Raw genomic sequence first — 21,137 nt, 5'->3', positions numbered from 1 at the left:
TCTCTCGTGGTACACAGTGAGCAAATAAATAACCAATATTTTACATTATGTCAAATATAAAGCTCTTTTCTCTGGGTTTCGTTTTATTGTTTGTTTTTTCAAACGTCGCCCATGCACAACCGAAACTGGCCTTCCCTCTTTCTTGTGACTTAGGCCAGGATTGCTTTGTTGTCAATTATGTTGATGCCGATCCTTCGGACAAGGCCGCTGATTTCACCTGCGGGCCGCGGACCTATAACGACCATCAGGGCACGGATATCGGCCTGATCGACCGCGTAGCGATGGAAAAGGGTGTCGATGTCCTGGCCGCCGCCGACGGCACTGTGCTGCGTGTCCGCGATGAAATCGAGGATAAAGAACCCACCGCCGCCGAAATGGCCGCGATGCTGGCGGAAAACAAAGGATGCGGCAACGGTGTTCTGGTCGACCACGGCGCTGGCTGGCAAACGATCTATTGCCATCTGAAGCAGGGCAGTGTTGTCGTCAAACCGAGCCAGACCGTCAAAGCCGGCGATAAAATCGCGCAGGCCGGGCAATCGGGCGCGGCGGAATTCCCTCACCTGCATCTGGGCGTTTTCTTCGAAAGCCATACTGTTGATCCCTTCACGGGCATTAATAAACAAGATGGGTGCGGCGGGTTCCCCCATCCCTTGTGGAATAAAGAGATCGCGTACAGCCCGGTTTTCCTCTATGCGGCAGGGTTCAAAGACCATGCCCCGGATTTCGAGGCTATTAAAATTGATGCGGCCAGCCCCGGCACCCTTTCCCCGAACGCCGAAGCACTAGTCTTCTGGGGCGGGCTGTACGGCGCGGCAGAGGGCGACCAGATCCATATTGAAGTTACCGATCCCGTCGGCGCGCTTTTTGCCAGCCGCGATATCACGCAAGATGGGACCCGGGCCCGGCAGTTTTATTATGTTGGACGCAAACGCAGCGAAGACAGCTTTATACCCGGCGAATACGTCGGTACCCTGACATGGACGCGGGTCGATCAAACAGGAAATCCGTTAGTCCGTTCCCTTCGTAAGGCTATAGACGTTCGCTAAAAACCTCCTTGGAAACGCATCCGGTTTTCCTTTATAATTAACGCGTTGAGGTATATCATCCTTTTCTGATAAAGGAGGAAAAGACTATGGGAAAAGTAGGTATTTTAATCTGGATTATGCTGGCACCGACCGTAATGGGGCTTTTTGTCCTCGCGCTATTGTTGACGCCGTCGCTGGCCGATCAGCAGATGACGCTGATTTTGCCGGTCGCCGCCGCTGGCGCTGTTGTAGCCGCCCCGCTCAGCTTCCTGATTGCCAAAAAGCTCTCGGCTCTCGGTAAAAAATAAGCGCTTTAACCGCGTTTACGCCGCAACAACACATATAACGCCCCCTCGCCGCCGTGCTGGGGGCGGGCGGGTATTACGCGTAATACAATTTCCGAGAAAGGCGCCATCGAAAGCCATTGCGGCACCCGGCGCCTTAACACCCCCTCACTGCCCTGCGAGCGCCCTTTGCCCGTAATAACCAAAAGGCAGCGCTGACCCTGCGCATAGCTCGCCATGACAAACCGGTCCAGAGCCGCGTGCGCTTCGTCCTGTTTCATTCCATGCAAATCCAGCCGCACGTCTATCGCCATTTTTCCGCGGCGCAGGCGCTCTTCACTGCGGCGATCCAGCCCCGGATTAGGCGGTGATTTTGTTTGCTGGCCGCCGCCGGAATCCGGTGTGGGAACCGGCATTTTTACCGATGTTTTTTTCCGCGGCGCGGGCGGCGATTTTGTCCTTTCCGGCGTTATTTTATCGGGCGTCCCGTCTTTATGGAGCGGAGTGATGGTCCGTATAACATGCGCCCAGAGCCCTTCTTCATCATCGCTGCTCATTCACCCCCCTCAAAACCGGTAAGACAGGCTGACGGCACCAAAAACATCGCCGCTGGATTGTTCGTCAAATTCGCGGGTACGGTAAACCACCGTGTAGCTGAGCCGCGCCGGGCCCAGCGTAAACGCCACCCCGGCATTGGCATCCCCGACCAATGGCAGTTTGTCGACGCTGTGACTGTCACGAAAGCTGTTGCCATCAAGAAAAATATTGCGAGCAACGGCCCGGCCATCAACGCCGCCAAAAATATACCAACCCAGCCCGTTTTCGGGTTTTTCGAAATACCCCGTACCAGGCATGGCAGGACGCACCCGCAGCGGCGTATCTTCCCAGCGATCACTGGCCGGGCTGATCCGGAAACCCAGCCCCGTATCCGCATAGGTATAGATATTCCCCAGACTAACCCCGATATGAGGCCCGGCACTGAAAAGCAAGCCGTGCGTTTCGTGAGAAAACTTCCATGGCCAGCGCCGCCGCCATGACAAAATAACCCCCGGTTCGTTTTTCAACTGGTTATCCCAGCCTCTGGGCCTCGGGCTATCGGTTATACGGCGGTGAACAAATTTTTGCGCCTGTTCGCCCAGCGCCCACGGCCCGACGACGCCCAGTGTCGCTTCCAGTTCGTCAACGTGATTGCTCGTCAGGGTCGCCATCCCCATAGAAGCGTAGAGAAAAGCCGCCCACGGCCGGTCTTTCGGATCTTGCGTCCGGCTGCGGATATCGTTGGGCGTAAAGATGTTTTGCCCCGCCGTATAAAAGATACTGGACGTTTCGTTTATTGAGAAAGTCGGAACATGATCGGCCAGATTATACGCAAAATCGGGGAAGTCGGCCCCGACATCAAAATAACTGAGCCGCACGCCGCTGGTGTAATTATGATCGGTGCCGCCACCGATAGAATCATTTTCGATCGCCAGCGTCCAGAATTGTGCTGACTCCTCCTGTGTCTCTTGCGCTTCTTGCGCCCCGGCGGGGAGAACAAACAACACGATAACTAAAAATATGAGGGATTTTCTCATGGCGCGCTCATACCGGTTTTAAGAGTTGCTGTAAAATACCGGCCAGCGTCCGCCGGGTAAAGGCCAGCCCGTTTCCGGTCGGTACTATGAAATCGGCGCGTCCGCGTTTTTCAGCATCGCTCATCTGGGCAGCTATAACTGCATTCATCCGCTGCGCGTCCATGCCGGGCCGGGATAAAACGCGCTGCCGCTGGATAAAGGGCGGCGCGCTCACCACCAGCGTATAATCAACGCGCGTTTCCGCCCCGGTTTCAAACAAAAGCGGTATATCCAGAACGGCGATTTTCGTTCTTCGTTTTTGTTGCTGTCGCAAAAAGCGGTCTTGTCCCTCATGAACCAGCGGATGCAGGATGTCTTCCAGTTGCCTGCGCTTGTCCGGGTCGCCAAATATCTCGGACCCCAGACACGCGCGGTTGATGCTCTTTGTGGCCCGGTCATAACTATCCGGGAACAAGGCGGACACCGGCGCGACGCCCTGCCCCCCCGCAGCCAGAAGCCTGTGCACTTCTTCGTCTGCGCAATGGACCGGCACACCTATATCGCGCAAAATCGCCGCCGCCGTGCTTTTTCCCATGCCGATCGAACCGGTGAGGCCGAGAATAATCATCGAGCGGCCTCCTGTGCTTTTTGCTGCAAGCCGGGCGTCACCTCCGGCAACATGCCAAACCAGCCTTCAAAAGCCGGGCGAGCTTGATGCAGCAACATCCCCAGCCCGGTAACGACCGGGTTGCTGCGGGCCTGCGCCTGTGCCAACAAATCGGTCATCAGGGGTTTATACACGATATCGCAGACCAGCGCCGTTTCCGGCAATACCCCCAAACTAACCGTCAAAGGCGGCTTCCCGGTCATCCCCAGCGCCGTTGAATTCACCAGGAGATCCACGCCCTCCATAGCGGCTTCCCGGTCATCCCAGTCAATCACGTCCAGATCAAAATCCGCAGCCAGCTCTTCGGCTTTTTCCCGGGTGCGGTTGGTGATGCGAATTTCGGGAACGCCCCGCTGTTTCAAGCCGTAGGCCAGCGCCCGCGCCGCGCCACCCGCGCCGAAAATCAAGGCCGGGCCAGATGTAAAATCAAAATCGGGGGCGGTTTGGACAATGTTTTCTATAAAGCCGAACGCATCGGTATTCCGGCCATAAAGCCTGCCCGCACCGTCAATCTTTACCGTGTTCACCGCGCCGATCGCCTGCGCCGTTTCATCGATTTCCGCACACAACTTCATAATCGCCTGTTTATGCGGGATCGTGACATTGAACCCGGTATAGCCGCCATCAACCAATTCCTGCACGCCGGCGACCAGATTGTCCGGTGCGATATCCAGCGCTTCGTAAGAGCCGTGCAGACCGTATTGCCCGATCCAGTGCGCATGAATCAGCGGCGACAGGCTATGGGCGACCGGATGGCCGATCACGGCGGCTTTTATTGTTTCACTTTTTCCCGGCATTCTCGCCGTCTTCTTTCTTTTTTTGAAGTAAGAACATAATCTCGGCGGCGGTTTCCTCAACCGAACGCCGCGTAACGTCAATAACCGGCCAGCCATGCTTGCTGAACAGGCGCCGGGCATCACGGACTTCTTCTTCGACGTGCTCGACATCCAGATAGTCATTGTCGTCATGCACAATGTGGGTGCCGTCTTCCGTCAAACGGGTGCGGCGCAGTTTCACCAGCCGGTCCGGCGCTTCGGTCAAACCGACAAAGAGCGGTTTTTTCAATGACAGGGCTTTTTCCGGAAACGGGACGCCGGGGCATAAAGGGATATTCGCTGCCCGGATGCCGCGTCGCGCCAGATAAATACAGGTCGGCGTTTTTGACGTGCGGGACACACCCACCAGAATAACATCGGCGTCTTCTATGCCGTGCAAATTCTGGCCGTCATCGAATGACAGGGCAAAATCCATCGCATCAATCCGCGCAAAGTAGGCATCGTCCAGCGCATGTTGCAGGCCGGGAATGCCCTTGCTCGGCAGGCCGAGATAAGAAGACAGCCCCTTGATGACCGGATCAAGAACCGACATGGACGGCACGCCCATCGCTTCACAGCGCTTTTGCAATTTCCGGCGCAGGGTCCGATCGACCAGCGTAAACAAGACAGGGCCGGGATGTTCGGCGATGTTCTCGATTACGCGCTCAAGCTGTTTTTCCGTGCGGACCATGGGCCAGAACCGTTCGACCGGATCAATCCCGTCAAACTGGGCCAGACACGCGCGGGCAAGCCCCTGCAGCGTTGTTCCGGTCGCATCGGATACAAGGTGAAGGTAAAAGGTCTGCGCCGTTTTTTCGGATGGTTCGCTCATAACAGCGCCATCCTAGCAATGAACCGGATTCAAGGAAAGAAGATTGCTTTAGCGCCAGATAGTATGAATGTCTTCTTGCGGGAAAATTTTGTTAGCCAGCGCCCGGTCCTGAAAGGGAACGTTCCCGACCATGACAACTTCCAGATCATAGATTATCTGCAGGAAATGGGACTGGTTAATCGGATCGTGCAGACCGGCAAAGAAAGGGTCCCGGCTGATTGTTTCACCCAGCCCCGCCAGATAGCGCACACCATCGGGCAAGGTTGAGAGCGCCTCGATACAAGCGACCGACAGGCGGTTTTTGCCAAACGGGTTGCGCGTTTCCGCGGCCTGCATAATTTCGTCCAGCGTTTCAAGAACGTCGTGATCGCAGCCATCAACCCGGGATTCGTCGGCAAACCATTGCCGGAATGCATAGGCCAACGCCGATCCGTCAAACAAGGCGGAAGGATCGCGCTCCAGATATTTGGTAAAGACCAACGCCATGTCCCCTTCTTCGGTGCCAATCAAGTGCCGCCACAGGTCGCCGTAACCGGCGCCGCGCAGCTCCCAGCCCGCCAGAAGGGCAACCGTATCGCAATCGGCGGCCCGCACGCGTTCGAGCATCAAAATATCTTCGGGACGGTAATGGGATTCAAAATCGCTCCAGCGCGTTTCGTGCCAGACATCGCGCAGCGCCTTTACGAACATGAACAACAAATTATTGCGAAAGTAAGCCGAGCGCGCCAGCCCCACCGGGGTCATATCATAGCAATCGAGCAATATCTTCCGGCCCGGAATGTCGAGGTGATAACCATTGTTCCCCAGCGCCGCCAGACCGACATGCCAGTCTTGCGTACTGGCCTCCGCCAATAAAGCGGCGGCGGCCGGGCTTTGGGTCAGCAACCGGGCAAACCAGTGAAAAATATCGGATTCATTCTGAAAAGCCGGAACCCGCGCGGACAGATCAACAGCCTCGTTTTCGGCCACGTAAAAATCCGCGAGCGGCAAAATCATGTATTCTTCGGGAACGATATTGGTCAAATCGCACGTAAGAAACGGATCAGCCGGACGGGTCAGCTTTTTATACTGGCTCTTCTTGCTGATGTAATCCGTTTTCATGCCATACGCTTTCTCACCCTTCGCTTCCGCGACGACGGAAAGGGATGATTGTTGCGCTTGTTTCTGCCGGCGCACCTTCGCAAATCCGGGCAGTGGATTTGATGCCGGGCAGGGCAATGACTGTTTGTTCTTTTTCATCGTCGCCAATCCATTCTTTTTTATTATGGGGGTCGTCATGAGAAAGTTCATGACTGTGGACGATTTCAGTCTTTTGCAATTCCCGTTCCGCTTCTGTGAAAGAGCGCTCAAACTTGATAAACCAAAGGAAATTGGCGTTAGAGCGATCACGCACCTCGGTGAAAAGAGCATCTTCCAGGATCAAATGGACATAGGGGGCCAGGTAATTTTTGCCGTAGGGTGCGCTGCCCAGCGCTAAAATCAGCCCGGCGGTAACCTGACGGGACGCTTCGCTATTGTCGAAAACATAGCCGCGGTAATCGGACAACATGTTCTGGATCAGGTTGCGATCCTCGTGAGAGCAACGATCAGACAGGAACCAGCTTTCGAAAACGGCGCTGGATGCCTCCCCGTTGTTCAGCGTCCGGAAGTCCATGTGTGCCTCGCGTGCAAACGCCCGGCCCAGATCAGACAAAGAAGATGTCTCGATCCGCTGCCACGGCAAATTTTCCCCGGCCAGTTGCAGTTCCCAGGCCACGCGAACCATCATAACGTGAAGATCGGCAATTTGTGCCCTGTTGACCAGAATTGCCTGATCCGGGTGGAATGTCAGGGCATGCAACAAAGCGCCGTGGCGGTGCTGCCATGCCCGGCGCAATTCACGCACGGTCAATAAAACCTGATCGGCAATGTCCAGAGAGCCATTAACAAAGATTGTTGAAGCTTGCCGATCGTAAAAAGCGGTATCAACCTGTACGCCGGCAATAATTATAATGGATTCCTCAGCGGCAAAATCAAGAAAGGCCTTGGCCATCCGGCTCTTTTCCATGATGGAACGCAGAGTGGAAAGATCGCTTTCTATCTGCCAGTCCGGGGAAGGCGGGCTTGTTACGGCAGCCGCGCTCGCGGAAAACAACAATCCCTTTTCCTGTTCCGACAGGAAATGATCTTTGTAAGCTGTCCCGCAAGTCGTTACTTTTTCCTGCAGGGACATCAAGCTTTTTTCAATCATGTCGATTTCGAACAGATCGTCAAAATCATCTTCGAGATCGCTTTCATAATCCATATAGAAAAGCGGTTGGTCACCGATGATGGTACAGCGCACAGGCTGGTCATTATTTAGCGTATAGGATACGCGCGGCATTCTGACCGCACTGGCTTCCCATTCAAAAAAATCTTCCGGCGTCTTGCTCATCGAACCCTAACCACTTCTTTAAAGACGTAACTTTCACGCGCCGTTGCAGCGCGCTCATAGGGTTCATTATGGGATGAACTTTATTAACGCTTTCTTGCCAAAAACAAAGAAAAAGCGTTTTTTTGCAAAAAAAATTGCAAGGGTTAACGGGGGTTTAAGAGGAACTTAACAGAGTCCTAATATTTGGCGGGTTTTCGGCGCTATTGCCCGAATGTGTCATCTAGAACCGGCATGTCTTCTATCAATAGACTTTCATCGGACAAGCTGACCAGCCCCCCGGCCGTGACATGAACCTGACTTTTGAACAGGGAGTCTTTGAATATCATGCAGGCAATCAGGTGATACGTCCCGTCACTGTCATGGTCTGTCACTGTCATGGGACAAATCATTTCACTAACGGCCCGGCGGGCAGCGGGCGGCGGATCCTCGCGCCAGGCAATTTCATCGGCGGTTTCGATGATGACGAACCGGCCATGGTGGCCCCGGACATAGGTAAAGAAAAACCGGACATAGGCCGCCACGTTATCGGCGTTCAGTTGCAAGGGTGCTTTTTCATTCAGCATATAAACCGGCTCGTTGGTCCAGTTCAAAGCAACGGCATTTCCGGGCTTATATAAGGCAAACTTTCGTTTGTGCGGCACTGTTTCGTAATCATTGATATCCAAAAAACGGTATCCGGGATAAAAGGACACGTCCTGTGCCAGGATCGTGGCCGTAACGGGATCGAACGGGCTTCCCTCCAGCAACGGGTTGATTTCTTCCAGAATAGCTGTGTTTTCTTCTTCACCGAGTTTTACGAACATATTGCGATTTGCACCTTTCCCTATTAGCCCCTTCTTTAAAAATACCATAGGCTATGGCTGGAAGCGATTCGGTTTTTTGGATGATTTTTATCCCGGTATCGCTGTGTATATGTGGGGGTAAAATCTGGGTGAATCTTTTGAGGAGGAGTTATCCCGATTCCGCTCTTTTTAAAAAGAATGAGTCGTTCCCTGTGGGGAAAGCTGTTTTGGGGAAAGTTTGCTTTCGGGGACGAATCATTCCGAATCGAAAGCATTGCAATGAATGTTCGCCAAGTCTTTGTGGGGGTAAATGCGGGGGTAATTTTTAATCCCCATGACTCACAGGACCTACTATCTACTAAAACCTATTTAAAAAGATTCTTTTTTATTTTGTTAGGACGAATGATCTGCTTTTATGCCTGTCATGAAAAGTGAAATGACCAAACCGTTTTTACAAGCTCTGGCAGGAAATCAGCCGGATCGAACTCCTTTTTGGCTGATGCGACAAGCGGGCCGGTATTTGCCTGAGTACAGGGAATTGCGAGCCAAAGCCGGCGGTTTTCTGGATATGGCATATAATCCGGATTTTGCCTGCGAAGTGACGCTTCAACCTTTGCGGCGTTTTGGGATGGATGCTGCGATTTTGTTTTCCGATATTTTGGTGGTGCCACATGCGCTGGGGCAGGATTTAACGTTTACGGCCGGGGAAGGCCCGCAGTTACCGCCTATTCGTGATGAGGGTGGCTTAAGTGCTTTGAGTCTCGACGGGATTGATGAAACGTTAAATCCGGTTTACGAGGCGGTTTCAAAAATTCGGGAAAGTTTGAAAAGTGAAGGGTTCGATCAAACGGCCCTGATCGGGTTTGCTGGGGCGCCGTGGACGATTGCGACTTACATGGTCGAAGGGCGCGGCAGCAAGGAATATTTGCATGTGAAAGGCTGGGCATACCGGAATCCGGCGGGTTTTCAAAAACTGATTGATCTGGTAACGGAAGCTACGATCCATTATTTGTCGCGGCAGATTGAAGCCGGGGCCGAAGCGTTGCAGTTGTTTGATAGCTGGGCGGGCGTTCTGGATGAAGTTCAGTTTCGGCGCTGGTGTATCGAACCGGCAAATCGGATTGTTACGGCGTTAAAGGTAAAATATCCGCATGTTCCGATCATCGGGTTTCCGCGCGGCGCCGGGTTGATGTATGAGGCCTATGTCCGTGAAACCGGGGTTGATGCGCTGGGGCTTGACCAGATGGTGCCTTTGGAGCAAGCGGTAGCTCTGCAGAAAATATGTCCGGTTCAGGGCAATCTTGATCCTGTGTGTTTGCTGACGGGCGGCGCGGCGATGGAGACATGGGCCAAAGAGATTCTGGACGCGCTGTCCGGTGGACCGTTTGTTTTTAACCTTGGGCACGGCGTCATCAAGGATACGCCGGTTACGCATGTCGAGGTCCTGTCAAAAATCATCAAGGGTCGTTCGCTATGAGCAAGACAGCCGTTGTTTTATTCAATCTTGGCGGACCGGATCGGAAAGAGGCCATTAAGCCGTTCTTGTTCAATTTTTTTATGGACAAGAACATTATCCCGGCGCCCCTGCCGATCCGCTGGACGCTGGCCCGTTATATATCGGCCAAGCGCGGCGGCGGCGTTGCTTTGGAGAATTACGGGTATCTGGGGCATCGTTCACCGCTGCTGGAAAACACCCAGATGCAGGCAGCGTTGCTGGAAGAAAAGCTAGGTGATGATTACAAAGTTTTTATCTGTATGCGGTACTGGCATCCGCTGGCTGATGAGGTCGCGGAAAAAGTCAAAGCCTATAGCCCGGATAAAATTATTTTGTTGCCTCTCTATCCGCAATTTTCAACGGCGACAGTTAAATCATCGCTGGAGGATTGGGACCGGGCAGCGGCAAAGGCAGGGCTGACAATCCCGGCAAACCGGATTGGCTGCTATCCCCTTAATGCCGGATTTATTACCGCTTCGGCGGATCTTATCAAGACAGCTTATGAGCAGATCTTTGAAAGCACTGGACAAAAACCGCGATTGCTGTTTTCTGCGCATGGTCTTCCCGAAAGCGTTGTGAAGAAGGGTGATCCCTATCAATGGCAATGCGAGCAGAGTGCGGCGGCGATTGCCGGATATCTGGGGATCGAAAATTTAGATTGGTCGCTTTGTTACCAAAGCCGGGTTGGTCCTAAAAAATGGATCGGACCGAGCACGGAAGAGGCTTTGCAGAAGGCCGCCGATGATAGCGTTCCGGTTTTAATCTATCCGGTGGCCTTTACGCAAGAACACGTAGAGACGTTGGTGGAAATTGAGATTGAATACCGGGAGTTGGCGCGGGAGATTGGCGTTCCGGCCTTTGCCCGGGTGCCGACCGTGGGGACGCATGCGGCGTTTATTGAAGGGTTAGCCGATCTGGTGACGGGCAAGGCGAAAGGTGGTTGCGCCTGCCCAGAAAAATTCGCACAATGCGGCTGCCGGAAAATGAAGGGAGAGGCGTCATGAAACCGTTTATTTTGGCTTTGTTGGTCTTGTTTATAGCCTTACCCGTACAAGCGGCGGATCAGGAAAAAGAGTCGACCTATGAGCGCGTGATGCGCACCGGCGTAATTCGCTGCGGCTACGTCGTTTTGCCGCCGCACGTCATAAAAGACCCCAATACAGGGGAGATGTTCGGTATTATTTATGATGTTATGGAAGAGGCTGCCCGGATGCTAGACCTTAAGATCGATTGGGCAGAAGAGGTCGGTTTTGCGACGATGAATCCTGGCCTGAAAGCCGGTCGGTATGATGCAATTTGTTTTGGTTATTGGGAAAACCCGTTCGAGGGCAAGCTTGGCTATATTGGCTTTAGTGAACCCCTATATTACATGCCGGTCGGTATGTATGTCCGTGCGGATGATGACCGATTTGATGATAATATTATGGCCGTTAATAATCCGGAAGTCAGGATTTCTTCATCGGACGGGATGATAGCAAATACTGTGGCGCGTCAAGACTTTCCGCAAGCGCAGGTTATCAGTTTGCCGAACCTGACGGATGTCGCACAGAATTTGATGGAGGTTTCATCCGGTAAGGCGGACGTTGCGTTTCTGGCGTTTCGGGATGGTTACCGCTTTATGGAGGCCAACCCCGGGACGATCAAGAACGTGGCGCAGGCCCAGCCTGTACGGGTATTCGGGTCGACGATCGCTATCCCGCAGGGCGATCACCAGTTTGAAGTGATGCTCAATACTGTTTTCAAACAGATGATAAACGGCGGTTATATTGATCGCTTGTTGAAGAAATATGAAGAATATCCCGGCGCGGTTTTTCCGCCGGCTAAGCCATATATGAACACAATGCCCGCAGGAGGCACGCCTTGAAAAATTTGATTTTATCTTTTTTCCTAATGCTTCTCGCTTTTCCCGCTTTTGCGGCGTCAGGCGAAAAAGAATCCACCTATGAGCGTGTCATGCGCACCGGCACGATCCGCTGCGGCTATATTTTGTTGCCGCCGGAGATGATCAAGGACGTCAATACCGGTGAATTTAGCGGGCTATCGTACGATATAATGACCGAGATCGGGCGGCGGCTGGATCTGAAGATTGACTGGGCGGAAGAGGTTAATTTTCAGACGCTGGCGGAGGGTTTGAAAACCGGGCGGTATGATGCCGTGTGTTTTTCCCTGTACCGTTATACGCAGCAAGCCAAGTTTGTGAATTATACCACGCCGCTATTTTTCAGCGAGACGGGTGTGTTTGTCCGGGCTGATGATACAAGGTTCGATGATTACACAGCGAAAATCAATGATCCTGCGACCAAGATCAGCGTGATTGATGGCGAGATGTCCCAGTTTATTGCTGCCGAGGAATTTCCCGAAGCGCAAACGCTGTCTATGCCGCAATTAACCGATCTGTCCCAGATGCTGGTTAATGTCGAAACCAAAAAGGCCGATGTGGCGTTTATTAACCTTCTGGTGGCCGATCATTATTTGAAAAACAATCCGGGGAAGCTGAAAAACCTCGCGGCTTATGACCCAATCCGGGTTTTTTCCCACGGGTTCGTATATCCGAAGGGGGAATACGATCTGGGCAAGATGCTCGATGTTGCGATCGAGGAAATGCACGATCACGGTTTTATCGACAAGGTTCTGAACAAGTATGATCCCGAGGGGCGGACGTATCTGCGTTTGCAAAGACCGTACAGGAAAGGGGAGTGACCATGGCCACTTTTTTTCTCGATCATTATATGACCCTTAAGGCGCTGCACCTGATTGCCGTGATGGCATGGATGGCGGGGCTGTTTTATTTGCCACGGCTGTTTGTTTATCACGTTACGGCAGAAAAAGGCTCTGACAAATCTGAAACCTTCAAGGTTATGGAGTTTAAATTGCTGCGCTATATCATGAGCCCGGCGGCGATTGCGGCGTGGTTGTTTGGCGGGTTGATGTTGTGGGCCAACCCGGTTCTTCTGGAGCAGCCGTGGATGCACGTGAAGCTTTTGTGTGTCGTATTGATGACGGTGTTTCATCATTTTCTGATGGTCTGGCGCAAGCAATTCGCCCGCGATGAGAATACGCATTCCGAGAAATTTTACCGCTGGTGGAACGAAGCGCCGACGGTGCTGATGATTATCATTGTTGTGATGGCGGTGGTCGAGCCGTTTTAGGTGTCAGTGCCAGCGGAAGGCGTGGTTCATTGGCGGCGGCGATGCCATCTTTGCTTCGGGGTTTTCCCGCAAGGTTCTTTTGCGTTCTTGTTGTTCGATAATTGTTGCTATTATTTCCGGACGGTAGCTGCACAAATCATCAAAAGCTATTCTTTGGCATTCTTTGGCAAAAGAATCCAGATCATTGAACGGAATTTCCGGCATTGCTGCGAAGGCCCATGGTTCGATTATTGAAGGATCGTCCGGTTTAGCTCTTCTTCCTTGTGTTGTCCGTTCCCACATCTCCCTTTCCATGGAGACAAATCGCGAGAGAAGCCGCCACAGTTCTTTTTCGGATGTCGCTGCGATCGTATGTGTTTCGTGATCAATATCAGACATGGTTTCTTTTGTTACAAAAGTATATATGTCGCTTATGAAAGCTGTTACGATCTTTTCTGACTCAGGATTACCATCGCTGCTCAGGACAATTTCAAGGGACTTTCTTGGTTGTGTTTCGGTTATGTGATCGTGTATGACAATTCCAAAGGGAATGCTATTCTTCGATTCTTTCGGTGTAAAGTAATTGGTAAGCAATATTTCTGAGACGGATGTTGCTATCATGGCCATTGCCGGCGCATGACGCAAAATTTCAAAAAAGCGGTTTTGGTCCTGCGTATTTAATGTGTCGCCACAGTAGAAAATGTTTCCGCCGAATTCCTCGTTTCCTAGATATTCAATAGTCTCTTCTTCTTGTTCTGACATTTTTATCTTTTTATGAAGCCGTTAATAATATTATGTCTAACTATAGGGGGCAGCCCCTATTGTCAATAAAATGTTTGACTTGTTTCAAAGGGATGGCTATAAAACAAGGGTCTAGTAATAAGAAACTCCCTTAAAAATTTAGAGTTTTTTGGTGAAAAGCGGAGAAATCCGCGCGAAAACGGGATTAAAAAATCCTTTGTTTTGCGATTTGGTAACGAGACAAATTTTCAAACATTAGAGATATTTGATTACAACTCCACATTTATAAACCCTCCATTGACCGTATAATCGAGAGACCTCCCCATGAATCTCCAGGAATTAAAAAACCGCTCCCCCGCAGAGCTTTTGGCTTTTGCCGAAGAACTGGGCATTGAAAACTGTAACGCCATGCGCAAGCAGGACATGATGTTTGCCATCCTCAAGGAACTGGCAACGCAGGATGTGCCGATTGCCGGGACCGGGGTGCTGGAGGTTTTGCAGGACGGGTTCGGTTTCTTGCGCTCTCCGGAAGAAAATTACCTGCCGGGGCCGGATGACATTTATGTGTCGCCGTCGCAAGTGCGTCGTTTTGGGCTGCGGACCGGGGATATTGTTGAGGGTGAAATTCGCGCGCCGAAGGATAACGAGCGTTATTTCGCATTGCTACGCGTTGGGACGATCAATGGCGAGCCGCCGGAGAAAATCCGTCACCGCATTAACTTTGATAACCTGACGCCGCTTTACCCGGATCGCAAGATTAAGCTGGAGATTGACGATCCGACCAGAAAATGCAATGTTCAGCGTGTGATTGAAATGACTTCGCCGCTTGGTTTTGGCCAGCGGGCTTTGATCGTGGCGCCGCCGCGGACCGGTAAGACCGTGATGCTGCAGGAAATTGCGCACTCAATCGAAGCAAATCATCCGGAGGCTTACCTGATTGTGCTGCTGATTGACGAGCGGCCGGAGGAAGTGACCGATATGGCGCGCAGCGTGCGCGGGGAAGTGATTTCCTCGACCTTTGACGAACCTGCCGCCCGTCACGTCCAGGTGGCGGAAATGGTTATGGAGAAAGCCAAGCGCCTGGTTGAGCACAAGCGCGACGTTGTTGTGCTGCTCGACTCGATTACTCGTCTGGCGCGGGCCTATAATACGGTTGTTCCCAGTTCCGGTAAGGTTCTGACCGGGGGTGTGGACGCCAACGCGCTGCAACGTCCGAAACGTTTCTTCGGGGCGGCCCGGAATATCGAGCAAGGCGGATCGCTGACCATTATCGCCACGGCCCTGATTGATACCGGCAGCCGGATGGATGAGGTGATCTTTGAAGAATTCAAGGGAACCGGTAACTCTGAAATCGTTCTTGATCGGAAAATTTCCGACAAACGGGTCTTCCCGGCCATTGATATCCAGAAATCCGGAACGCGGAAAGAAGAGCTTCTGGTCAACAAAGATGTGCTCCAGAAAATGTGGGTGCTGCGCCGTATTCTTAACCCGATGGGGACGGTCGATGCCGTCGAATTCCTGCTGGGCAAGATGAAAGAAACCAAAAACAACGATGATTTCTTCCAGTCCATGAACCAGTAAAAACGAGGCGTCATGAAACCGTTTTCTGTTGTATTGCTGACAGTTATTGTTGCGGTTGTTGCCAGTTTTCTGACGGTTCAGGTGACCGTTCCCAAAAATGCCGGGGGTGGGACGGTCGTTTCCAAGCAAAAAGAGTCCGTGTATGAGCGCGTGATGCGCACCGGGAAAATCCGGTGTGGCTATGCGGTATGGCAGCCGGTCTTGATGAAAGATCCGAATACGGGCGCCTTTTCCGGCGTCTATTACGATTATATGAATTTGCTGGCGGCGCGTCTGGGGATGGAGGTTGAATGGACTCTGGAGCTGAGTCTTGCGACGTATCTTGAGGACATGGCAGCCGGGAAATATGATGTTGAATGTTCGGGTGGCTGGCCGAATGCCCAGCGCGGCAAGGTGGCCGAATACACAACGCCGCTTTATTTCAATCCGATTTATCTGTATGCAAGAGAGGGCGATACGCGTTTCGACGAGGACCGTTCCCTGATTAACACGCCCGATGTGCGGTTTGGCACAATGGTTGGCGAGCAAAGCGAAACATACCGCGCCGAGGCCTATCCCAACAGCAAGGAAGTGTCCCTGCCTGGCAGCGTGCCGCTTTCCGAGCTGTTGATGCAACTTGTTTACGGCAAGGTTGACGTTGCTTTTTACGATGAAATGAGCGCCAAAGAATTCATGCAGAAGCAGCCGGGAAAAATTCGCCGGATTCCGGGGCCGCCCGTGAAAGTTATTCCCAATAACCTGTCTGTGGCCAAGGGTGAACAGGAGCTGGTGAATATGCTGAATACGGCGACACAAGAACTTATTTATGAAGGCGCTATCGAGCGCATCTTGCAGAAATATGGCGTTACGGAAGACGTTGCTTTGCGGCCAGCTTTGCCTTATCGGCAGGACTGATTACCGATATCCTGTGCCCGGTGAGACCATCGCCGGGGTTTCCATGAGTTCTTCCAGATCATCGTTTAGTGGCAGGCTGTAATCGTAGGCCGCCAGAACCCGGCGCGTTCCGGTTTCCAGTATTCTCAGGTTAATCAGGACAGATTTGCGGCCATGGGCGTAGTGGCCGGTGATGGTGGCCGGACTGCCTTGCTGTTGTGCGCCACCCATTGTCGGAGACACCATGTCCCCCGCCATGTCGGTTGGCATACCCGGCATGATTGCGCCGTCAAACGAAGCGGCTGTGACGTTATAGCCGAGCTGGACAAAGCGGGCGCCGATCTGACCGGTGACGATGCGGCCGAGCGCCGTCATGCGGTTCGGATCGTTGATATCGCTCAAGACGCCGATTTGCAGCGGCGTTTCTGGCGTTACGAAGCTTTTTGATTGCTGGATCAGCATATCGGCGGCGGCGTAGTTCGTCGCCGTGATGTCGACTTTTTCGGCGGAAAACCCGCTATCCATAAAGCTGGCCGTGCAGCCGGGCAAGGCCATGAAAACCGCCAGCGGAAGAACGAGTGAGAACAGACGTTTCCGAAACATGGCGGTTTCCTTTTATTTTAGTAAAGCGGGGTCGGGCCACCGACAGACGATTCATCGGCCGGGCGTGTCAATCCGGATGGTGCAGCGCTGTTTTTAGGCATGTAGCCTTCCAGATCTTCAAGCTCGTAATTATCAGAGGTTTCGTGCAGGACAACGTCGCCACTCAGCAAAGTCAGGTTAACGTTGAAGGAGCTGTTTACACCGGGATCGTTGCTTATCAGACGGTAGCGTAGCGTATAGCCGTCTTTTTCCGGTTGAACCGGAATGGCGTATCCCTTTTCTGTCAATGTTTTGCGCAGAACGTGTCCGAAATCTTTTTCCCGGTCATTATTCAGATCGGTTGGCTGGAGGTAAGCACCATCAACCAGAGCCGAGAACCCTGTGTCCATTTCCGTGGAAAGTTCACGGGCCGCGCGGGTCCATAGGGCGCGTTCGGCAAGCAGCCGGGCCAGTTCTTCCGGGGAGAGTTTTTTCACAGCCATATCGCCGTACATGCCTTCGTAGCCGGCATCATTATCCATGGTGCCCGCATTTTCATTTGCGGCGGCATTCATATCGTCTTCCGCCATGCTCTTTTTGTAGTCTTTGCTGAGAGAGCCGCTGTCTTTACAATTTTCGAGGTTGTAGCAATAGCCCTTGGGCAGGGTTTTGAGGTAACCCGGACGGTCTTCGGCGGCGCAGCCGGCCAAGACAAGAACGGCCCCCACGGCCAAAGCAAAGGACAAGCTTGATTTAGAAGCGGATAACATGATGATAACTCCGAACGTGAACGGTCATAATTCTGGTAACATGCTATCAAGTCTTTGCCTGCGCGTACAGACCCAATTCATGCAAATTATGCTGTTTCCAGCGCTTTGATATTATTCAGGATATTCACGGGGTTGAGGCTGCCGAATATCAGGCTGGTGACGCCGGGGATGTTTGTGATGTGGCGCAGGGCGTCTGCCGGGCTTCCAACCTGATCGAGATGCCCGGAGGCCAACCCTTTTTTAATCAGAACAGCCTTTCCTTTCTTGGCGGCATATTCAATTACGGGCAGTTCATCGCGGTAAGCGGGATTATAGGCAACCATAACAGCATCGGTCAGGTCGGCAGCCATTTTCCCGCCTTCTATAGTATAGGTAGACACGCCATAGCTCAGGATATCGCCCTTTTGTTTGTATTGCTCCAGAACTTCCAAAACCGGCGTATCGCGCATCACGGCAACGTCATCGCGGCTTGAATGAACCAGAACGCAGTCCAACCGGTCGGTTTTGAGACGCTTTAAACTGCGCTCGATGCTTTTTTGCGTATGGTCGCGTGTGAAGATGTATTCCGACTGGCCGTTTTCAAACTCTTCGCCTGTTTTTGTCATCAGGAAGAAATCATCGCGCCGGTTCCCGAGAAGTTTTCCCAGTCTTTCTTCGGATGTGCCATAGGCCGGGGCGGTATCGAGAAAATTCAGATTATGCGCCCGGCATAGATCGAGGATTTCTTCTATTTCGGCATCAGATGGCAGGGTAAAGCCTGCGCCGCCGGGATATTTTACACTCTGGTTGCGGCCGAATTTGACGGTGCCGAGACCGAGGATTGATACGGTTTTCCCGGTCTTGGCAAAAGGGCGGTGGGGGACCGGGAACAAGGGCGTTTCAGGGGCGCCCCTCATGCTTTTTTCCATTCTGCGTTCTCCCAGGGGTACAGGCCCATGGGCGGCGGATCGAACGGCAGGGCATTGTTGTTTACCGATGACGGTGCCAAGCCGTCGCGCGCGATGATGCGGTCTATTTTTATGCCGAGGGCCGGGGCAAAGGTCATCTTGGTCGGCCAGACAAGAACGGCATTTTTTTCTTCGCGGAACTGAGGGCCGGGGGGCAGGTGGCCGCTTTTGTCATAGGCTTCGGCCCGGTCGACCTCCCAACTGCTCCATGTGACCGCATCCCAGTTTATTTTCGGGAACAGGTCGCGCATCTCGGAATCGGCGAAGGAAATTGCTTCGTCGTTTGTCATGCCCGCTCCTTTTTCGGCAATGTTGCCTCCCATGTACCAGATATAGGTGCCGTCATTTGCCGGATAGGATGTAATTGTTGCCCGCGGTTTCGGGTTGCTGGTTATGCAATGGCCGAAGAGCGCATGCGGCAGGCCTTTGGCCATGACTTGCCGCAGGGGACGGCGCTGGGTGATTTGTTCGGGAACACCCAGCATCCGGGCGGCTTCTTCATTGCCGCTGCCGGCGGTAAAGATATATTTTTGCGCGCTTATCGTGACGGTCCGTCCCTCTTTTCCTTCCAGAATCGCATGGTCAATCGCGCCGTCTTTTATCGCCAGATCAATCAGGCGGGCCTTGTAAATTGAATCAGAGAAAGGATCGGCCAGTGCCCGCACAACCGATTTGACATCCATAACGGATTCGGCCAGTTCATAGCCGGTTTTTACACCATGTTCCTGTAAAACAGCCGGAAGCGCTTCCGGGGGCAAATGCTGTGTCTCGCCGTTTACGGCTTTGGCGGCGGCGAAGGCCGTGGCCCCGGCCAACAATTTGTGATCGGGCCACATGATTTGTGCATCGGCCAGTGTTTCGACGCCGGTTAAATCAATCGGCCCGGTTCCCCGGCGGCACTCATCCCATAAAGCCGGCATTTTGGCGACGTTATTGGCGACATCACCGATATGGCCGGTCAGGGTATATTTCTGTCCCCCGTGGATCATGCCTTGTGAGCCGAGGGTTTGTGTCCCGCCCAGTGCATCCGGTTCAATCAGGGCTACATCATACCCCTTTTGTTTCAGGGTGTGGAATACCCAAAGCCCGGCAATGCCACCGCCGAAAACAAGAAAATCTTTTTTAAAATCAGCCATTTTGTTTCATCTTTTCAATTGTGCCGGTTGTACTGTGCCCTTCATAGACCGGCATGACCATGACTTCCCCGCCATAGGCCTGCACGATCGGAGCTTCGGGGATCTGGTCGACGGTGTAATCGCCGCCTTTGAAATAGATGTCGGGCTGCAGAAATTCGATCAGGCGTGAGGCTTTGTCATCTTCCTCGGGCTGGTCGCCGAACAAGACGACCAGATCAATGGACCCCAAAGCGCCGATGACGTTGGCGCGGGCGTCCTGGTCGTTGACCGGGCGGTCAGGGCCTTTCAGACGTTTGATCGAGTCGTCCGTATTCAGCCCCATAATCAGGCGGTCGCATTTATCGCGCGCGTCGTTCAGGTACGTGACGTGGCCGTAATGCAAAATATCGAAGCAGCCATTTGTGAATCCGACTTTTAACCCCTGCGCTTTCCAGCGAATGACTTGTTCAAGCGCATGTTCCCGGTCAAGAATGAGGGCCCGACGGTTTGCGTCGGCTTTGTTTTCGGCGGCATCTTCGTCCAGCCGTTTCAAGAGCTCTTCCGCCCGTATGGCGGCTGTGCCGGTTTTTGCGACGACAATGCCGCCGGCTTTGTTGGCGAGGATAGTGGCTTCTTCGAGTGTGGCTCCGGCTGCCAGAGAGGCGGCGACCGTAGCGATGACTGTATCCCCCGCCCCGGAAACATCGAAAACTTCCAGTGCTTCCGTGCTCAGGTGGACGGGCTTGTCCGGCGTATCGGCGGATAAAAGTGTCATGCCGTCTTCCGAGCGCGTGGCCAGTACGGCCTTTATGCCTGATGTTTGCAAAAGCGTGCGTCCAGCTTCCGTGATTTCTTCATCGGTTTTTGTCGGTGCCTTGTTTGTTGCTTCTGACAATTCCTTGCGGTTCGGGGTGACGACGGCTGCGCCGCGGTAGCGGCTGTAATCCGTGCCTTTGGGGTCGACCAATACCGGGATGCCGCGTTCGTTTGCCAGAGCCATGACTTGCTTTATAATAGTGTCCGTCAGCAAACCCTTGCCGTAATCAGACATTATAATAGCATGCACCGCCGGGATGATCTCTGCCGCTTTGGCCAGAATGGCGGCTTCGGTCGCTGGCTGAATCGAGCGAATGTCTTCAGCATCTGTGCGTAAAAGCTGTTGGTGCGCGGCGATAAAGCGCGTTTTGATGGATGTCGGACGGTCATCGCACATAACGAGCATATCGGCATCGGCGCGTTTTTCAGAGACGAGAGAGGCGATTTTTCTTCCTGTATCGTCGTTTCCGATAGCCGCGATAATGTGGGGTTTGATCCCCAGACTTGCTAGGTTGGAGAGAGCATTCCCCGCGCCGCCCAGAGTCATTGTCTCCTGTTTAATGGATAAAACTGGCACCGGGCTTTCCGGGGAAATGCGTTCGACATTACCGTAAACGAACCGGTCCAGCATAATATCACCGATAACCAGAACGTGGCACTCAGGCATGGCAGCCAGATATTTTTTCAGGGTGGCGGTGGTCTGTTTCATGATTATGGG

At 52.9% G+C, this 21,137-nt stretch carries 23 protein-coding genes; 9 read left to right on the top strand and 14 right to left on the bottom strand.

Features of this window, described 5'->3' with window-relative positions:
• The first annotated feature begins 86 nt into the window (after positions 1-86).
• Together H6868_01995 and H6868_01990 are read left to right on the top strand one after the other, a co-directional pair.
• Positions 87-1,046, top strand: coding sequence for a M23 family metallopeptidase (locus tag H6868_01995; protein ID MCB9988087.1), 960 nt, complete (start codon positions 87-89; stop codon positions 1,044-1,046).
• A gap of 86 nt (positions 1,047-1,132) precedes the next feature.
• On the top strand, positions 1,133-1,333 hold the full coding sequence (locus H6868_01990) for a hypothetical protein (GenBank protein MCB9988086.1): 201 nt from the start codon (positions 1,133-1,135) through the stop codon (positions 1,331-1,333).
• Between the two features lie 5 nt (positions 1,334-1,338).
• Here H6868_01990 and H6868_01985 read toward each other — a convergent pair whose 3' ends face one another.
• From H6868_01985 to H6868_01950, 8 genes are all read right to left on the bottom strand, one after another.
• Positions 1,339-1,866, bottom strand: coding sequence for a Smr/MutS family protein (locus H6868_01985; GenBank protein ID MCB9988085.1), 528 nt, complete (start codon positions 1,864-1,866; stop codon positions 1,339-1,341).
• 9 nt (positions 1,867-1,875) lie between these two features.
• A complete protein-coding gene (locus H6868_01980; protein MCB9988084.1) occupies positions 1,876-2,883 on the bottom strand; it encodes a lipid A deacylase LpxR family protein in 1,008 nt (335 codons plus the stop codon).
• Between the two features lie 7 nt (positions 2,884-2,890).
• Positions 2,891-3,490 carry a dephospho-CoA kinase gene (locus H6868_01975; protein ID MCB9988083.1) on the bottom strand — a complete coding sequence of 200 codons (600 nt, stop codon included), beginning with the start codon at positions 3,488-3,490 and terminating at the stop codon, positions 2,891-2,893.
• Positions 3,487-4,326: a shikimate dehydrogenase gene (locus H6868_01970; GenBank protein MCB9988082.1), complete on the bottom strand. Its 840-nt coding sequence runs from the start codon at positions 4,324-4,326 to the stop codon at positions 3,487-3,489. Before H6868_01970 ends, H6868_01975 begins: the two co-directional genes overlap by 4 nt.
• Positions 4,310-5,176, bottom strand: a complete 867-nt coding sequence (locus tag H6868_01965; GenBank protein MCB9988081.1) for a kinase/pyrophosphorylase — start codon at positions 5,174-5,176, stop codon at positions 4,310-4,312. The genes H6868_01970 and H6868_01965 overlap by 17 nt, the downstream gene beginning before the upstream one ends.
• A 48-nt stretch (positions 5,177-5,224) precedes the next feature.
• Positions 5,225-6,277: a hypothetical protein gene (locus tag H6868_01960; protein MCB9988080.1), complete on the bottom strand. Its 1,053-nt coding sequence runs from the start codon at positions 6,275-6,277 to the stop codon at positions 5,225-5,227.
• A 13-nt stretch (positions 6,278-6,290) separates the two neighbouring features.
• A complete protein-coding gene (locus tag H6868_01955) occupies positions 6,291-7,589 on the bottom strand; it encodes a hypothetical protein (protein MCB9988079.1) in 1,299 nt (432 codons plus the stop codon).
• Positions 7,590-7,789: 200 nt separating this feature from the next.
• Positions 7,790-8,392 (bottom strand): hypothetical protein, encoded by a 603-nt coding sequence (locus H6868_01950; GenBank protein MCB9988078.1) that lies wholly within the window; start codon positions 8,390-8,392, stop codon positions 7,790-7,792.
• Between the two features lie 403 nt (positions 8,393-8,795).
• On the opposite strand from H6868_01950, the gene H6868_01945 reads away from it, so the two are divergent.
• The 5 genes from H6868_01945 to hemJ are packed head-to-tail and all read left to right on the top strand — an operon-like array spanning position 8,796 to position 13,015.
• The gene (locus H6868_01945) at positions 8,796-9,848 is read left to right on the top strand and encodes a uroporphyrinogen decarboxylase (protein ID MCB9988077.1); all 1,053 of its coding nucleotides are present in this window, start codon (positions 8,796-8,798) and stop codon (positions 9,846-9,848) included.
• Positions 9,845-10,870, top strand: a complete 1,026-nt coding sequence (gene hemH / locus H6868_01940) for a ferrochelatase (protein ID MCB9988076.1) — start codon at positions 9,845-9,847, stop codon at positions 10,868-10,870. Before H6868_01945 ends, hemH begins: the two co-directional genes overlap by 4 nt.
• Complete coding sequence (locus tag H6868_01935) at positions 10,867-11,730, top strand: transporter substrate-binding domain-containing protein (GenBank protein MCB9988075.1); 864 nt, start codon at positions 10,867-10,869, stop codon at positions 11,728-11,730. Before hemH ends, H6868_01935 begins: the two co-directional genes overlap by 4 nt.
• Positions 11,727-12,566, top strand: a complete 840-nt coding sequence (locus tag H6868_01930) for a transporter substrate-binding domain-containing protein (protein MCB9988074.1) — start codon at positions 11,727-11,729, stop codon at positions 12,564-12,566. Before H6868_01935 ends, H6868_01930 begins: the two co-directional genes overlap by 4 nt.
• A gap of 2 nt (positions 12,567-12,568) precedes the next feature.
• On the top strand, positions 12,569-13,015 hold the full coding sequence (gene hemJ / locus H6868_01925; protein MCB9988073.1) for a protoporphyrinogen oxidase HemJ: 447 nt from the start codon (positions 12,569-12,571) through the stop codon (positions 13,013-13,015).
• Positions 13,016-13,018: 3 nt separating this feature from the next.
• Here the strand turns inward: hemJ and H6868_01920 are convergent, their stop codons facing one another.
• On the bottom strand, positions 13,019-13,756 hold the full coding sequence (locus H6868_01920) for a hypothetical protein (GenBank protein ID MCB9988072.1): 738 nt from the start codon (positions 13,754-13,756) through the stop codon (positions 13,019-13,021).
• 303 nt (positions 13,757-14,059) lie between these two features.
• On the opposite strand from H6868_01920, the gene rho reads away from it, so the two are divergent.
• Both rho and H6868_01910 read left to right on the top strand, forming a co-directional pair.
• Positions 14,060-15,316, top strand: coding sequence for a transcription termination factor Rho (gene rho, locus H6868_01915; protein ID MCB9988071.1), 1,257 nt, complete (start codon positions 14,060-14,062; stop codon positions 15,314-15,316).
• A gap of 12 nt (positions 15,317-15,328) precedes the next feature.
• Complete coding sequence (locus H6868_01910; protein ID MCB9988070.1) at positions 15,329-16,210, top strand: transporter substrate-binding domain-containing protein; 882 nt, start codon at positions 15,329-15,331, stop codon at positions 16,208-16,210.
• Here H6868_01910 and H6868_01905 read toward each other — a convergent pair whose 3' ends face one another.
• From H6868_01905 to rfaE1, 5 genes are all read right to left on the bottom strand, one after another.
• A complete protein-coding gene (locus H6868_01905; GenBank protein MCB9988069.1) occupies positions 16,211-16,792 on the bottom strand; it encodes a hypothetical protein in 582 nt (193 codons plus the stop codon). It abuts the gene before it with no gap.
• 17 nt (positions 16,793-16,809) lie between these two features.
• Positions 16,810-17,541, bottom strand: a complete 732-nt coding sequence (locus tag H6868_01900; GenBank protein MCB9988068.1) for a hypothetical protein — start codon at positions 17,539-17,541, stop codon at positions 16,810-16,812.
• Between the two features lie 86 nt (positions 17,542-17,627).
• Positions 17,628-18,437 (bottom strand): aldo/keto reductase, encoded by an 810-nt coding sequence (locus H6868_01895; GenBank protein MCB9988067.1) that lies wholly within the window; start codon positions 18,435-18,437, stop codon positions 17,628-17,630.
• Complete coding sequence (locus tag H6868_01890) at positions 18,434-19,624, bottom strand: FAD-dependent oxidoreductase (protein ID MCB9988066.1); 1,191 nt, start codon at positions 19,622-19,624, stop codon at positions 18,434-18,436. Before H6868_01890 ends, H6868_01895 begins: the two co-directional genes overlap by 4 nt.
• Positions 19,617-21,086 carry a D-glycero-beta-D-manno-heptose-7-phosphate kinase gene (gene rfaE1, locus H6868_01885; protein ID MCB9988065.1) on the bottom strand — a complete coding sequence of 490 codons (1,470 nt, stop codon included), beginning with the start codon at positions 21,084-21,086 and terminating at the stop codon, positions 19,617-19,619. The genes H6868_01890 and rfaE1 overlap by 8 nt, the downstream gene beginning before the upstream one ends.
• Positions 21,087-21,137 lie beyond the last annotated feature (51 nt).

The organism is Rhodospirillales bacterium (assembly GCA_020638175.1).
GTDB lineage: Bacteria > Pseudomonadota > Alphaproteobacteria > Micavibrionales > Micavibrionaceae > JACKJA01.
Note: the sequence above shows the minus strand (reverse complement) of the source record. Positions and strands in the feature narration are given on the sequence as shown.